General features: G+C 72.4%; 12 protein-coding genes. 4 read left to right on the top strand and 8 right to left on the bottom strand.

Translation table 11 applies throughout. The features are described from left to right. Window positions 1-4 precede the first annotated feature (4 nt). On the top strand, window positions 5-991 hold the full coding sequence (locus AC57BS_RS20735) for an LLM class flavin-dependent oxidoreductase (RefSeq protein WP_496413342.1): 987 nt from the start codon (window positions 5-7) through the stop codon (window positions 989-991). On the opposite strand, the gene AC57BS_RS20730 is transcribed toward AC57BS_RS20735, so the two are convergent. Beyond that, window positions 988-1,923, bottom strand: a complete 936-nt coding sequence (locus AC57BS_RS20730; protein WP_496413341.1) for a TIGR03619 family F420-dependent LLM class oxidoreductase — start codon at window positions 1,921-1,923, stop codon at window positions 988-990. The two genes, AC57BS_RS20735 and AC57BS_RS20730, sit on opposite strands and share 4 nt — an antisense overlap. A 56-nt stretch (window positions 1,924-1,979) precedes the next feature. Between AC57BS_RS20730 and fgd the strand changes: the two genes are divergently transcribed. Both fgd and AC57BS_RS20720 read left to right on the top strand, forming a co-directional pair. Then, the gene (fgd, locus tag AC57BS_RS20725) at window positions 1,980-3,014 is read left to right on the top strand and encodes a glucose-6-phosphate dehydrogenase (coenzyme-F420) (protein ID WP_496413340.1); all 1,035 of its coding nucleotides are present in this window, start codon (window positions 1,980-1,982) and stop codon (window positions 3,012-3,014) included. Window positions 3,015-3,115: 101 nt separating this feature from the next. Next, window positions 3,116-3,598, top strand: coding sequence for a hypothetical protein (locus AC57BS_RS20720; RefSeq protein ID WP_496413339.1), 483 nt, complete (start codon window positions 3,116-3,118; stop codon window positions 3,596-3,598). Window positions 3,599-3,672: 74 nt separating this feature from the next. Here the strand turns inward: AC57BS_RS20720 and AC57BS_RS20715 are convergent, their stop codons facing one another. The 7 genes from AC57BS_RS20715 to AC57BS_RS20685 form a co-directional block, all read right to left on the bottom strand. Continuing rightward, on the bottom strand, window positions 3,673-5,178 hold the full coding sequence (locus tag AC57BS_RS20715) for an HNH endonuclease signature motif containing protein (RefSeq protein WP_496413338.1): 1,506 nt from the start codon (window positions 5,176-5,178) through the stop codon (window positions 3,673-3,675). Between the two features lie 47 nt (window positions 5,179-5,225). Continuing rightward, window positions 5,226-6,272 (bottom strand): IS30 family transposase, encoded by a 1,047-nt coding sequence (locus AC57BS_RS20710; protein ID WP_496413337.1) that lies wholly within the window; start codon window positions 6,270-6,272, stop codon window positions 5,226-5,228. A 157-nt stretch (window positions 6,273-6,429) separates the two neighbouring features. Continuing rightward, window positions 6,430-7,152, bottom strand: a complete 723-nt coding sequence (locus AC57BS_RS20705; RefSeq protein ID WP_496413336.1) for a matrixin family metalloprotease — start codon at window positions 7,150-7,152, stop codon at window positions 6,430-6,432. Window positions 7,153-7,248: 96 nt separating this feature from the next. Beyond that, the gene (locus AC57BS_RS20700) at window positions 7,249-8,463 is read right to left on the bottom strand and encodes an MFS transporter (protein ID WP_496413335.1); all 1,215 of its coding nucleotides are present in this window, start codon (window positions 8,461-8,463) and stop codon (window positions 7,249-7,251) included. 44 nt (window positions 8,464-8,507) lie between these two features. Then, window positions 8,508-9,917, bottom strand: a complete 1,410-nt coding sequence (locus tag AC57BS_RS20695) for an NAD(P)/FAD-dependent oxidoreductase (RefSeq protein WP_496413334.1) — start codon at window positions 9,915-9,917, stop codon at window positions 8,508-8,510. After that, a complete protein-coding gene (locus AC57BS_RS20690) occupies window positions 9,914-11,281 on the bottom strand; it encodes an aspartate aminotransferase family protein (protein ID WP_496413333.1) in 1,368 nt (455 codons plus the stop codon). Before AC57BS_RS20690 ends, AC57BS_RS20695 begins: the two co-directional genes overlap by 4 nt. After that, the gene (locus AC57BS_RS20685) at window positions 11,274-12,827 is read right to left on the bottom strand and encodes a CoA-acylating methylmalonate-semialdehyde dehydrogenase (protein WP_496413332.1); all 1,554 of its coding nucleotides are present in this window, start codon (window positions 12,825-12,827) and stop codon (window positions 11,274-11,276) included. The genes AC57BS_RS20690 and AC57BS_RS20685 overlap by 8 nt, the downstream gene beginning before the upstream one ends. Before the next feature lie 105 nt (window positions 12,828-12,932). Between AC57BS_RS20685 and AC57BS_RS20680 the strand changes: the two genes are divergently transcribed. After that, the gene (locus tag AC57BS_RS20680) at window positions 12,933-14,564 is read left to right on the top strand and encodes a PucR family transcriptional regulator (protein WP_496413331.1); all 1,632 of its coding nucleotides are present in this window, start codon (window positions 12,933-12,935) and stop codon (window positions 14,562-14,564) included. Window positions 14,565-14,596 lie beyond the last annotated feature (32 nt).

Here is a 14,596-nt window from a genome sequence, read left to right as displayed (position 1 = left end):
TGAGATGAAGCTCGCCCTCTACCTGCCGACCTTCCGCAACCACGTCACGGTGCAGGAGCTCGCCGACCTGACCGACCTGGCCGAGGAGCTCGACTTCGACTCCGTGTGGACCCTCGACCGCCTCGTCGTCCCCGAGGCCTCCGACCGCGGGGAGCTCCAGTTCCCCTTCGGCATGATGAAGGAGTTTCCGACCCAGCTGCCGGTGGAGTCGCGCGGCAAGTGGTTCCAGGGCTGGCCGATCCTGCCGTGGCTGGCGGCACGCACCGAGAAGCTGCGCTTCGGCATGAGCATCACCAACACGCCCTTCCGCAGCCCTGCCCTCTTTGCCGCCGAGTGCGCCACGATCGACCACCTCTCCAACGGCCGCCTCAACGTCGGCATCGGGTCGGGCTGGATGCCCGAGGAGTTCGCCGCGGCGAGCGTCCCCGAGCGATTCGCGCGCCGGCACTCCCACGTCCGCGAGACCATCGAGATCGCCCAGGGCATCTGGACCAACGAGACCTTCGAGTACCACGGCGAGCACGCCGACTTCGAGCCGTGCGGCTTCGGCCACAAGCCGCTCCAGCAGCCGCACCCGCCGATCTACTTCAGCGGACTGCGCGACCCCAAGCGCTCGGCCAACCGCGTCGCGAAGTACGGCCTGCACGGCTGGATCGGCATCCAGGACACCCCGCGCGAGTTCACCGAGTGGCGCACGGCCATCGCCCGCGAGCTCGAGGAGCTCGGCAAGTCCATCGACGACCTCGACATGTGCTCGATGATCTGGTTCACCATCACCGACGAGGACGTCGACCAGACCGACAACGGCAAGGTCTCCAACATCCTCGTCGGCAGCGAGCGGCAGATCGTCGACATGCTCAAGACCTACCAGGAGGCGGGGATGACGATGCCGCTGCTGTGGCCCCCCTTCGCCGACGTGCCGGTGTCCAAGACCCTCGACGACCTCAAGCGCCTCAAGAACGACATCATGCCCAAGGTGGAGGCGTCCTAGGAGCCCCGGCGGGCCGGGGCGAGGGCGTGCAGGACGTGCTCGGCCTCGGCCACGGCGCCCTCCGCATCGACGTCGGGCGAGCCCACCCGCGGCGAGAAGTTGAGGTCGACGAGGACCTCGCCGGCACCCTGGCGGCGTACGGCTGCGAGGTCCTCGAGCACCTGCTCGCGCGTGCCGTGGAAGGGGCGCCGTCCGGGACCAGGGTCGACGTCGACCAGGTCGACGACCGCGCGCAGCAGGACGCGTACGGCTCCGGGATCGCGACCGGCCTCGCGTGCGCCCTCGCGCACCAGCTCCACGGAGTCGCCGAGGGTGTCGACGTCCTGCCGGGTGCTGCCGATCCAACCCTGGGCCAGCCGGCCGGCCCGCCGCAGCGCGGCCGGCGCGGCGCCGCCGACGAGCACCGGCGGGTGCGGGCGCTGGACCGGCCGGATGCCGAGGTGCGACCGCGGGACGGAGTAGTGCTCGCCGTGGAGCTCGACCGGGTCCTCGGTCCACAGCGCCACGAGGCAGCGCAGGTACTCCTCGAACCGCGCCCCGCGCCCGGCGTACGGCACCCCCGCGGCCTCGTACTCCTCGGGCATCCACCCCATCCCGACGCCGACCGTCAACCGTCCGGCCGAGAGGTGGTCGAGCGTGGTCATCGCCTTGGCGAGGAGCGCGGGCGGGGTGAACGGTGCGCACAGCGTCGCCGTGCCGAGGCCGATGCGCGTGGTGTGCGAGGCGACGTGGGCCAGCGGCAGGACGGCGTCGTGGACGGCGGCGTACGCCGGGGTGGCGTCGGCGACCGGCTGGAGCACCCGCTGGAAGGTCCACAGCGAGTCGTAGCCGAGCTCCTCGGCGAGGCGCGCCACGTGGATCATCGCGGCCGGTGTTGCCCAGCTCCCGGAGACTGGCAGCCCGAAGCCCAGCGCGGGGAGATCGTCGTCCATCGGGCCACGATGACACCGCCTCATAGAACCCGCACCCCGAACGAACGGACCCGCCCGTGAACCAGACCTCCCCCCTCGCCGTCGGCTACAAGGCCTCCGCCGAGCAGTTCGGCCCGCGCGAGCTCGTCGAGCTCGGCGTCCGCGCCGAGGAGGTCGGCCTCGACAGCGTGTGGATCAGCGACCACCTGCAGCCCTGGCGCCACGAGGGCGGCCACGCGCCCAACGCCCTCGCCGCGATGGCCGCGATCGGTGAGCGCACGGAGCGGGTGGTGCTCGGCACCAGCGTGCTCACGCCGACGTTCCGCTACAACCCGGCCGTGCTGGCGCAGCAGTTCGCGACGCTCGCCCTGCTCAACCCCGGCCGCGTGGTGCTCGGCGTGGGCACGGGCGAGGCGCTCAACGAGATCTCCGTCGGGCTGGCCGAGTGGCCGGAGTTCAAGGAGCGCTGGGCGCGGCTGCGCGAGGCCGTACGCCTGCTTCGCGAGCTGTGGGCGGGGGAGCGGGTCACCTTCGACGGCGACTACTACCGCACCGTCGACGCCACGATCTACGACCGGCCCGAGGGCGGCGTCCCGATCTACGTCGCCGCGGGCGGTCCGCAGATGGCGAAGTACGCCGGGCGCGTCGGCGACGGCTTCATCTGCACGAGCGGCAAGGGGATGGACCTCTACACCGACAAGCTGCTGCCCGCGGTCGAGGAGGGCCTCGCCGCCGCCGGACGCGCCTCGGGCGACATCGCGCGGATGATCGAGATCAAGCTGTCGTACGCCCCGACGCGCGAGGAGGCGCTCGAGAACACCCGCTTCTGGGCACCGCTGTCGCTGAGCGCCGAGCAGAAGCACCAGCTCGACGACCCGATGGAGATGGCCGCCGCCGCCGACGCACTGCCGATCGAGCAGGTCGCCTCCCGCTGGATCGTCGCGACCACGCCCGAGGAGGTCGTCGACGCGGTCCGGCCCTACGTCGAGGCGGGCTTCGACCACCTGGTCTTCCACGGCCCCGGCCACGACCAGGAGCAGTTCCTCACGTCCTTCGCCGACGAGGTGCTGCCGGGGGTGCGGGCACTGGGCGGTCCCTCGTTGGTCGAGTAGCAGGCGAGTGGTCACCGAGGCGTGTCCCTGTCGACGACGCCAGTCGCTCGTACCTGCCGAGAACCGCGGTGCCCGGGCTCGGTCTGGTCCATCCTTGTGCCGTGAACGTCTTGCTGCGGAGCGGTGGGCCGGTCATGGCAGGTCTGGGCGTCGGGTCGGTAGTCCTCGTGATGGTCGCCGGGGGGTGCCGGACGACGTCCGACATTCCGCCGGGGCCAGCACTGGAGATGTCGTGCGACGACACCGTTGCCACCGGCCTGGGCGTCCCGACAGTCCGGCGGCCCGCTCGACTCACCACGTCGGGCGGGCGGCACCGCTTCACGGTCGAGAGCCTGCCCACCGGATCGATCTTCGGCGAGATCGAGGACACCGAGGTCCAGCTCAGCGACCCCGCCGCCCCCACCGAGGCCCTCTTCCGGGTCAGGACCTCGCTCCGGATGCCCGGAGTCGTCGACGTCGAGGCCGGCACCTACCTCGTGCTCAACACCAATCGCGGCGCCATCGAGGTCGAGGTATGCCCTGACGTCATGCTCTCCGACATCGAGCCGGCGACGCCGGATCAGGGGACAGGCGGCAGCTCTTGACGAAGGCGCGAGCTCCCTGAGCCGGACGTGCCACCAGCCCCGCCGGACCTGTTTCGGCGGGGTGTGGGGCGGGGTCATCGTCGGCGTGGTCGCGGAATGCCGGGCGGATCGGGTGGGGCGATTGCCGTCGTGCCGGTGTGGTCGCGTCGGTAGCGGTGGCCGTGCGGGGACGTCCACTCGAACACCCCGTTCGCGGTCGTCTCGTAGCGCCAGGCGGAGTGGGTCTTGAGCCGGTGGTGGAACCGGCACAGGCAGGCCAGGTTGTCGGTCCGACTCGGGCCGGGTTGTGGTCTGCCGTCTGCTTCGGCGTCGTGGTCGTAGGCGATGACGTGGTCGATGTCGCAGGCCCGGGCGGGGCGGGTGCACCGGGGGAACACGCACGTGCGGTCGCGGAGCTGGACCTGCTCGCGGATCCGGTCGGGGATGTCGTAGCCCTGCGCGGTGAGGTTGGTGTTGAGGTCGATGACGGGCTTGATCGTGACCTTCGTCCGGGTGTCGGCGCACCACGACTTGATCTGGTCGAGCAGGACGAGGCGCTGGCCGTTCTCCATGCGCCCGGTCGGCCCGAACACCGTGGCGTCGCCGGACATGCTGGCGTCGAAGTGGGCGTGGATCACGACCTCGCGAGCGGCCGGGAGGTTCGGCTGGTCGGCGTCGGTGCTGGTGTCCTCGGTGGTTGAGGTACGAGCCTCGGCATCGTCCTCCTGGGCTGCACCCGCCTGAGCTGCACCGTCCATGCCGGCACCGTCCTGGGCCGCACCATCCTGGAACGCCAGGTCCAGGGCAGTCTGCGTCCGGGCGAGGTCGCCGAGGGCCTTGGCGCGGCGTGCGTCGAGGGGCAGCTGGGATCCGAGGGCCTTCTGCGTGGCGGCGTGGTGGGCGACGGCGCGGTCGAGGTCGAGGGCGTCGGCGATGTCGAGGTCGGCTTCCACGTGCAAGGTGCCGGCGTAGTGCACGTCGTCCTTGTTGACGGTGACGTGACGGGGGTCGACGTGCTGCCACCCGTCTTCGGGGTCCTTCGTCGGGTCGGCGGTGGCGAGGTCGTAGCGCTTGATCGTCTCCGCCATGAGCCGGTCGAGCTGCGCGGTGCCGATACGTCCGGCGACAGCGGCGACCTGCGCGTCGACAAAGCCTGCCGCCTCGGCCGTCAGGGCGGGCGAGGAGTGGATGGTCGTGTCCGCGACCACCCTGGCCCGCCACGCTGGCACCTGGCCGGCGTGGACCTGCTCCCACAGCCGGGGCAGGCGGTGTCGCAGCTCGAGGGCGTGACCGATGAGCTTCTTCGCCGCGGTGGTGGAGATGCCGAGGGTGGTGCCGAGCTCGGCGACGCAGAACTCTGCGACCAGCGGGGCGCCGTCGCCGGCGATGGGCTCCTCGTGCTCACACCCCGGCACCGTGAACGAGGCCGCGTCGTGGATCGACTCCGGCGGATGCAGGTCCGCCCACCGGGCGGCAAGCACGAGTTGGTCGGCCGCAGCCCGCTCCTCGGCAGCCTTGCGGTCGCGGATCTCTGACAGCACCTCGGAGGCCGAGAGGTCGTCTGCGACCCCTCGTGCCTCTGCTGCCAGTCCGTCGATCATGTGTTCGAGTCTACGGACACCCACCGACAGCGACCATGGGCGCTAGTTCAACCGGCTGCTGCAACGAGCCTCTTGTTGAGTGCCTGACCTGGAGTCTGCCATTCGAGGGTCTTGCGGGGTCGGGTGTTGAGCTGCAGGGCGACGGCGTCGCAGTCGGTGTCGGTGAGCTGGCGCAGGTCCGCGCCCTTGGGCCAGTACTGGCGCAGCAGCCCGTTGGTGTTCTCGTTCGTGCCGCGCTGCCACGGCGACTGGGGATCGCAGAAGTAGATCGGGATCCGGGTCTCGGTCTTGAACCGTGCGTGCTGGGCCATCTCCGATCCCCGGTCCCAAGTGATCGACTTCCTGAGTTCCAGCGGCAGAGTCGCGATCATCTCGCTCAGCTTCATCCGCGCGATCTCCGCGGTGTGGCGACCCGGTAGCGGCGCGAGGAGCACGAACCGCGAGGACCGCTCCACCAGTGTGATCACCGCGCCCTTGCCCGTGCCGCCGAGCAGAAGGTCGCCCTCCCAGTGCCCGGGCACCGCCCGGTCCTCGGCCTCGGCCGGGCGCGCAGAGATCCGGATGTCGTCGGTGATCCCGAGGGTGACGCGCTTGGCGCCGCCGGTCTGGGCCTTGCGGCGCTGCCGCCGGGTGCGTAGGTGGGCGGTCAGCTCACGCTTGAGCTCGCCCTTGGTCTGGACGAACAGCGATTGGTAGATCGTCTCGTGCGACACCCGCATCCTCAGATCGCGTGGGAACAACACCGGCAGCATCGCCGCGATCTGCTCCGGCGACCAGTTGTCCCGCAACAGCTCCCACACCTTCTCCCGCAACGGCGCGTGATCCAGCCGCCGGGCCTTCGGCCGGCGCGCCTTGCGCGCGGCCTCGCGCTGGGACCACTTCGCGCTGTACTTCACCCGATACCCCCGACCTCGATCGCGGGCCGTACGAGCACGCGGGGACCTGGTCCCGAACGACCCAGCACGACGCAGCTCCCTCGAGATCGTCGAAGGGTGTTTGTCCACCAACGCCGCAATCGTGACTTGGTCCAGTCCCGCCAGATACGCCCGCTCAATCACCAACCGCTGATTCGCGGTCAACCTCACTCCCGGCATGCGCCGCAACCTCTCACCTCACGATCGAGTTGCAACAACCGATTGCGTTCGCCGGGTGCGAACGGTTCGTGGTCTGCGAGATCGGCGTGGTTTCGAGGCTCGCTGCGCTCGCACCTCAACCAACGACACGGCTGGGGGCGATCACGCGTCCCGCGAGTCAGCCCGAGCAGTCGAATGTGGGGCCCAGCTCACTCGGTCCGGGGGCCGCGGGCTCCGCCCCCGTGAGCACCGGTCCGAACAGGTACGCCAGGGCGTCCAGGTCGCACTGCGAGAACAGCGGGTCGGGGGCGTCGCCGATCCAGCCGTACCCCATGAGGTCCGTGCTCTCACGCAGGTTGGTGGCGTGGCCGAGGCCGAGGGCGTGGCCGAGCTCGTGGAGCGTCACGTAGTAGAGGTACTCCGGCGTGTAGCCCTCCTCGGTGGCGAACTCCGAGGAGACGATGATGTTGCCGCAGCCCGTGGCGCCGCAGATCGCGTACCCGGCGAAGACGACCCCGCCTGCGTGCGGCACGTAGTGCAGGACGATGTCGGCGGACCTGCGCTTGGAGCCCGTCACGTCGGTCAACGTGATCTCCCCGTCGAAGCAGGAGCGGAGCACCTCGTCCCAGGACTCGATGGCGTCGCGCACGGCCGCGAGATGGGCGTCGGAGACGTTGGGCGCGGCCTGCACGGAGACCGTGAGGTGCGTGTCGTCCCAGACGTACTTGTTGGGGTAGTAGTAGTTGAGGATCACCAGCTCCTCGGCGTCGGACTCGGGAAGGTTGCAGTCCGCGCCGCTCTCGGCGGTCGATCCCGGCTTGGCCGACGTCGCGGGAGCAGCCGCGAGGCCGAGGCTGCCCAGCAGGAGGGCCAGCACGAGAAGAAGTCGTCGAACGCTCATCGCGCGCTCCAGGGAGGTCGGGGGAGCCCGACCGAGAGCAGGCTCCAGTGGGGTTCTCGACGCTACGCCGCTGGGACATGATCGGGAAGAGGTCGACTACTCCCGAGAGGGTGCAGGGGCGTTCACGTCGACGGCGCCCGGGCGCCGCCACGCGAGCGGCAGCGTCGCCACGGCGATCGCGCCCGTCACCAGGAAGGCGGTGGCGAAGGACGTGAGGCCCGCGATCCCCCCGACGGCCACCGAGCCCAGCGCCGTTCCCGCGTCGAAACCGACGTTCCACACCGCGCTGGCGAGGTTGTGGTGCCGACGCGAGACGGCTGCGAAGGAGATCACGAGCGTGAGGTTCTGCAGCCCTCCGTAGCAGAGGCCGACCAGGAGCATGGCGCCCAGGAAGGGTCCGACGCGGACGTCGTCGGAGCTCGCGATCGACCAGGCGACCAGCGCCATCCCCGCCCCCGTGAGGACGACCAGCGGCACGAGGAAGCGCTGCGGGCCGTAGCGGTCCGCGAGCACCCCGATGCGCCAACGACTCAGCGCAGCCGACAGCCCCATCAGGAGCAGGCCGCCCGCCACGACCACAGGGCTCTCGACCATCTGGGGCGTGAAGGTGATCAGCGCGCCGCCGGCCAAGGTGACCACCAGCAACAGCAGCATCGGCCGCAGCAGTCGTCGGTAGGCGGTCGACTCCGGGTCGGCCGGGTCGGGCGCCGCCGTCGTGCCGGGGTGCAGGTCGGGCGCGCTCACCCGGAGCGCCGACGCGAGCCGGAGGGCCGCCGGGATGCCGACCAGGGGCAGGGCGCTCACGGTGAACGCCACCCAGAAGCCGACGCTCTCGGCGATCCACGGTCCGGCGGGCAGCAGCACGAGGTTGGGCAGGGCGACGGCCAGGCCGTAGGCCCCGATCGCCTCCCCGCGGCGCCTCGCACCCACCAGCGCGGCGACGGCGGCGCTCCCGGTGACGGTGAGGACGCCGAACCCGACTCCCCGGACCGCCGAGAGCGCCAGGACCACGACGAGCCCGTCGTCCAGTGACATCAGGACGCCGGGGATCCCCAGCAGCGCGAGGCCGACGGCGAGCACCGGTCCCCACCCGAAGGTCCGCAACGCACGAGGGACGAGCAGCTGGGTCAGCACGGTGAACAGCAGGAGCACGCCGTTCACCAGCCCGGAACCGGCGGTGGTCGCTCCGCCCTCGACCGCCCACAGCGGCGCGACCGTGAGCAGCACTGCGTACCCGGAGAACCCCGCGCACGTCATCACCATCAGCGGCGCCATGCCCGGCTGTCGCCAGATCGGCCCCCGCTCGCTCACGGCCCGCAGCCTACGGCGACCACTCGAGGACCCTCCCGCCCCACTCAGGAGTCGAATCCCAGCCCGGCCCGGTCCAGCGCCCGCAGGAAGCCGTTGCGCCGCCCCTCGCGGTGGTCGGCGCGGTCCAGGGACCAGCGGGTGAGGTTGATCCCGACCGACGCGAGCGGCTCGGGCGGGAAGGGGAGCGGGCGCTCGCGGACCATCCGCAGCTCCGTACGCTCCGTCGGCCGCCCGGCGAGCAGGTCGAGCAGCACCTCGGCGGCGAACCGCGTCGCCCCGACCCCGAGCCCGGTGAAGCCGGACGCGTGGGCGACCCGGCCGCCGTGGGTCAGCCCGTAGAACGCCGCGAACTGCGTGGAGGTGTCGATGGCCCCGGCCCACCGGTGCGTGAACCGGATGCCCTCGAGCTGGGGGAAGGTCGCGAGGAAGTGCGAGGCGAGCCGGGCGTGGCTCTCCGGGCGGTCCTCGTGACGGACGTGGACCTGCCCGCCGGCGGGGTAGATCGCGTCGTAGCCGCCCCACAGGATCCGGTCGTCGCGGGTCAGCCGCGAGTAGTGGAACTGGTTGGCGAGGTCCCCGAGCCCCTGGCGGCCCGCCCAGCCGATCGAGGCGAGCTGCTCGGCCGACAGCGGCTCGGTCATCAGCACGTAGTCGTAGACCGGCACCGTCATCAGCCGGTTGCGCCGCGCGAGCGACGGGAAGACACCGCCGGCGAGGACCACGTGGTCGGCGGTCACCGTGGCGCGGTCGGTCGCCACCTCGACCGTACGGCCCTCGCGGCGCAGCGCGGTGACGGTCGAGTGCTCGTGCACCTCGACGCCGAGGTCGGCGGCGACCCGCGCCAGCTCGAGGGCGAGCCGCGCGGGGTGGACCAGCGCGGACGTGTCGGGCTCGAGCGCGCCGCCGAGGAACAGCGGGCTGTCGATCTCGGTGCGTACGGCGGCCGCGTCGAGGACCTGCGTCGACCCCTGCAGCCAGTTGACCTGGTGCTCCTCGACCGCCACCGACAGCGCGCCCGTGCGCTCCCACTCGCAGGCCAGGTCGAGGTCGCGCACGTCGGCCTCGAAGGCATCGAGGTTCTCCCGCCCGAGCCGCGCCAGGGTGTCGTACTCCTCGGGCCAGCGGGAGCGCCCGTTCTCCTCGCCGTGGGTGATCGAGGCGTCGCAGAAGCCGCCGTTGCGGCCCGATGCCGCCCAGCCGACGGTCTGCGCCTCGAGCAGCACGACCCGCCGCCCGGGGTCGCGACGCTTCGCGTGCACCGCGGTCCACAGCCCCAGGTAGCCCCCGCCCACGACGGCCAGGTCCGCGCGGGTCGAGGCGGTGAGCGGGTCGTACGCCGGGGAAGCACCCGCGTCGTCGAGCCAGAAGACGCCCAGCTCGCTGCCGGCCAGCGACTGCGAGACGAGCCGCGGGTCGGGCGCGTTGCGCTCGTACGCAGTGAGGTGGCTGCTCACCCCGCCGCAGCTGCCAGCGCCGCGTCGAGGATCGCCAGGCCCTCGCGGGCCTCGTCGTCGGTGGTGGTCAGCGGCGGCACGACGTGGATGCGGTTGAAGTTGCTGAACGGCAGCATCCCGCGCTCCTGGCAGCCCTTCACGACAGCGGACATCTCCGGGCTCGACCCGCCGTACGGCGCGAGCGGCTCGCGGGTCTGCCGGTCGCTGACCAGCTCGACCGCCCAGAAGGCGCCGGTGCCGCGCACCTCACCGATCCAGTCGTGCTTCTCCGCGAGCGCCCGCAGGCCGGGGCCGATCACCTCGGCGCCGAGCCGGTCGGCACGGCCGACGAGGTCGTCGTCCTCCATCGTGCGGATCGTCGCGACGGCCGCGGCGCAGGCCAGCGGGTGTCCGGAGTACGTCAGCCCGCCTGGGTAGGCGCGGTGGGCGAAGGTCGCGTGGATCTCGTCGCTGATCGCCACGCCGCCGAGCGGGACGTAGCCGGAGTTCACGCCCTTGGCGAAGGTCAGCAGGTCGGGGACGACCGACCCGTGAGAGGCGTGCTCGACCGCGAACCACCGGCCCGAGCGGCCGAAGCCCGACATCACCTCGTCGGCGATCAGCACGATGCCGTGCCGGTCGCAGATCTCGCGGACGCCGGCGAGGTAGCCCGGCGGCGGGACCATGATCCCGGCGGTGCCCGGGATCGCCTCGAGCACGATCGCGGCGACCGTCGAGGGCCCCTCGAGGGCGACGACCTGCTCGAGGTGCTCCAGCGCGCGCTGGCACTCCTCGGCCTCGGTGGTGGCGTGGAACGCGCTGCGGTAGAGGAACGGGCCGAAGAAGTGGACCGTGCCGGTCGAGCCGTGGTCGCTGGCCCAGCGACGCGGGTCGCCGGTCATGTTGACGGCGAGATGGGTGCCGCCGTGATAGCTGCGGTAGGTGGTCAGCACCTTGTGCCGGCCGGTGTGCAGCCGCGCCATCCGTACGGCGTGCTCGTTGGCGTCGGCACCGCCGTTGGTGAAGAAGACGTGGTCGAGGTCGCCGGGCGTGTGGCTCGCGATCAACCGGGCGGCCTCGGAACGGGTGCCGTTGGCGAAGGCCGGCGCGACCGTGCACAGCGTCGCCGCCTGCTCCCGGATCGCGGCGACGATGCGCGGGTGCTGGTGGCCGAGGTTGGTGAAGACCAGCTGCGAGGTGAAGTCGAGGTAGCGCCTGCCCGCCCCGTCCCAGACGTGGCTGCCCTCAGCCCGGGTGATCACCATCGGGCTGATCTCGGCCTGCGCCGACCAGGAGTGGAAGACGTGCGCGCGGTCGAGCTCGTACGCCCGCTCTGCGTCGTGGGTCGTGCTGAGGTCGCTGGTGGAGGAGAGGAGGTCAGTCATTGCGCGGGAACCCCAGCTCGAGGCCGCCCTCGGGGCGGTTGGCGGGGTCGATCCACCGGGTGGTGACGACCTTGCCGCGGGTGAAGAAGTGCACGCCCTCGGAGCCGTGGGCGTGGGTGTCGCCGAAGAGCGAGCGCTTCCACCCGCCGAAGGAGTAGTAGGCGACCGGCACGGGGACGGGGACGTTGACGCCGATCATCCCGACCTCGACGTCGGCCTCGAAGCGGCGGGCCGCGCCGCCGTCGTTGGTGAAGACCGCGGTGCCGTTGCCGTACTGGTTGGCGTTGACGAGTGCGACCGCCTCGTCGTACGACGGCACGCGCACCACCGACAGCACGGGGCCGAAGATCTCCTCGCGGTAGATGTCCATGTCGGGGGTGACGTCGTCGAAGAGCGTCGGGCCGAGCCAGAAGCCCTCCTCCCCGCCCCGGGCCTGCACGTCACGGCCGTCGACGACGACCTTCGCGCCGGCCGCCTCGCCGGAGTCGATGAAGGAGCTCACCCGGTCGCGGTGGGCCTTGGTGACGAGCGGGCCCATGTCGGCCTCCTTGCCGGACGAGTCCGCGCCCGTGGCCGCCTGGCCGCCGTCGCCGATGAGCAGCGTGCGGGTGCGGTCGGCGATCCGGGCGACCAGCTCGTCGCCGATCGGGTCGACCGCGACGAGGACGCTGATCGCCATGCAGCGCTCGCCCGCGCTGCCGTACCCGGCGTTGACGGCCGCGTCGGCAGCCAGGTCGAGGTCGGCGTCGGGCAGCACGACCATGTGGTTCTTCGCGCCGCCGAGCGCCTGGACGCGCTTGCCGTGGCGGCTCGCGGTCTCGTAGACGTACTCCGCGATCGGGGTGGAGCCGACGAAGCTGATCGCCTGCACGTCCGGGCTGGTGAGGAGTGCGTCGACGGCCGTCTTGTCGCCGTGCAGCACGTTGAAGACGCCGTCGGGCAGCCCGGCCTCCTGCCACAGCGCGGCGATCCAGCCGGCCGCGCTCGGGTCCTTCTCGCTGGGCTTGAGGACGACCGTGTTGCCCGCCGCGATCGCGATCGGGAAGAACCACATCGGCACCATCGCCGGGAAGTTGAACGGGCTGATGATGCCCACCACGCCGAGCGGCACCCGCTTGGAGTGCACGTCGACGCCGGTCGAGGCCTCCTCGCTGTGCCCGCCCTTGAGCAGGTGCGACATCCCGCACGCGAACTCGACGACCTCGAGACCGCGGGCGATCTCGCCCATCGCGTCGGAGTGCACCTTGCCGTGCTCGCTCGTGATGATCGCGGCCAGCTCGTCCTTGCGGGCGTTGAGCAGCTCGCGGAACGCGAACAGCACCTGCGTACGCCGCGCGAGCGAGGTGGTGCCCCAGGCGCGGGCGGCGCGGGCCGCGGCGGCGATGACGGCGGCGGCGTCGGCCTCGCTCGCCAGCGCGACGCGACCGGTCACCTCGCCCGTCGCGGGGTTGGTCACGTCGGCCCAGCCTGTGGGCTCGCCGGTCAGGGGGGCGCCGTCGGCCCAGTGCACGATGTCGGAGGGCACGATGTCGATCGGGTCGGTCATGCCGCCATCCTGCTCGCCGCCGCGCGGCGGCGCGGGTGTCGGATCGTCGGCATGGACGGCAGTTGTCGGACACTTCGTCACCCTGCTCACGCGTAGGCTGCGCCCGTGGTCGACAGGACGCCCGGCGTCACGCTCCGGGAGGCGCTGGCGCTGCCCGCCTTCCGCCGGGCCGCGCCCGAGGTCGTCGCCGGCGCCGAGGGGTCGGCCCGGCCCATCCGCTGGGTGCACGCCACCGAGCGCCTCGACGTCGGTGCGCTGCTCCGCGAGGGAGACCTCCTGCTGACGATGGGCACCGGGCTGCCGGCCGACGACGACGTGGCCGGCCTGACGGCCTTCGTCGACGAGCTCGCCGACGTCGGCAGCGCGGGGATGGTCGTCGAGCTCGGCCGGCGCTGGGGGTCCGCGCTGCCCGCTGCCCTCGTCGCGGCCTGCGAGCGCCACGGCCTGCCGCTGGTCGCGCTGGGCCGGGAGACACGGTTCGCCGCGCTGGCGCAGGAGATCGGCGAGCGGGTCGTCGACCAGCAGGTCTCCGAGCTCCGCGAGGCGCAGCGGGTGCACGAGACCTTCACCGAGCTCAGCTTCGGCCAGGCCGGCCCCGTCGAGATCCTCCGGGCGGTGCAGCGGCTCTCCGACGGCCCGGTCGTCGTGGAGAACGCCCAGCACCGCCCCCTCGACTACTTCGCCGGCCCCGACGACCCGGGCGGCTTCCTCGACGGCTGGCCCGCCCGCTCGCGACGGGTCGAGGTGGCCGGACGCACCAGGTGGGACGCCACCAACGGCTGGCTCGTCACCCGTCTCGGCACCGCCGACCAGGCGTGGGGGCGGCTCGTGATCGGCTCGCCCGAGGCGCCCTCGCAGCGGCTCGTCGCCGTCGCCGAGCGAGCCGCGGCGGCGCTCGCGCTGCACCGGCTGCACGACCGCGACCGCGGCACCCTCATGCGGCGCACGCACCTCGAGCTGCTGACGGGGCTCATGGCCGACCCGGACCCGGACGACACCGGCTCCGACGAGGTCGGGCGCCGCTGCGAGCTCGCCGGCTTCCCCGTCCGCCGGCGCACCTTCGTCGGCCTCGTGGTCCGTCCGCGCATCGGCACCGGCGCGCCCGCCGACCTCGACGAGGTCGCCGCCACCGTGGTGCGCGCCGCCCACGGCCTGCGGCTGCCCGCCCTGGTCTGCGAGGTCGACCGCGACCTGCGCGTGCTGGTCTCGGCCGCGCCGGCCGCCGACGCCGACGACCTCGTCGACCGGCTCGCCGCCCGCGTGCTGCCCCACCACGACGTCGTGGTCGCCGCCGGCCGCGCCGTCACCGACCGCGGCGGCGTCGCGCGTACGGTCACCGAGGCGGGGCAGGTCGCGGACGCCGCCCCGCAGGTCCGGCGCACAGAGGACCCCGACGTGCACCGGCTCGCCGACCTGCACCTGCGCGGCCTGCTGGCGCTGCTCGGCGAGGACGACCGGGTCCGGCTGTTCGTCGAGCGCGAGCTCGGCCCGCTGGAGGCGCACGACCGCGCCGACGGCTCGCGCACCGAGCTGCTCGCCGCCCTCCGCGCCCTGCTGCTCCACCCCGCCAGCAAGACCGAGGCCGCGGCCAGCCTGCACCTGTCGCGCGCCGCCTTCTACGACCGGCTGGCGCGGATCGAGGCCGTCCTGGGCGCCGACCTCGACGACCCTGACGTCCGTGTCTCGCTGCACGTGGCGCTGGTCGCCGACGAACTGTTGGGCAGGCCGGCGAAGTGACGACAGATCGTCGGGCCGCGGCGGCCGCGCCA

This window comes from Nocardioides sp. BGA-UO-ETr-FS32 (assembly GCF_059567905.1).
This window is presented reverse-complemented; position numbering and strand designations above follow the sequence as displayed.

Bases quoted from the DNA above. Each gene is read 5' to 3' on its own strand.
- AC57BS_RS20690 (WP_496413333.1), bottom strand. From the start codon at position 11,281: ATGACTGACCTCCTCTCCTCCACCAGCGACCTCAGCACGACCCACGAC.
- AC57BS_RS20730 (WP_496413341.1), bottom strand. From the start codon at position 1,923: ATGGACGACGATCTCCCCGCGCTGGGCTTCGGGCTGCCAGTCTCCGGG.
- AC57BS_RS20710 (WP_496413337.1), bottom strand. From the start codon at position 6,272: ATGCCGGGAGTGAGGTTGACCGCGAATCAGCGGTTGGTGATTGAGCGG.
- AC57BS_RS20685 (WP_496413332.1), bottom strand. From the start codon at position 12,827: ATGACCGACCCGATCGACATCGTGCCCTCCGACATCGTGCACTGGGCC.
- AC57BS_RS20705 (WP_496413336.1), bottom strand. From the start codon at position 7,152: ATGAGCGTTCGACGACTTCTTCTCGTGCTGGCCCTCCTGCTGGGCAGC.
- AC57BS_RS20715 (WP_496413338.1), bottom strand. From the start codon at position 5,178: ATGATCGACGGACTGGCAGCAGAGGCACGAGGGGTCGCAGACGACCTC.
- AC57BS_RS20735 (WP_496413342.1), top strand. From the start codon at position 5: ATGAAGCTCGCCCTCTACCTGCCGACCTTCCGCAACCACGTCACGGTG.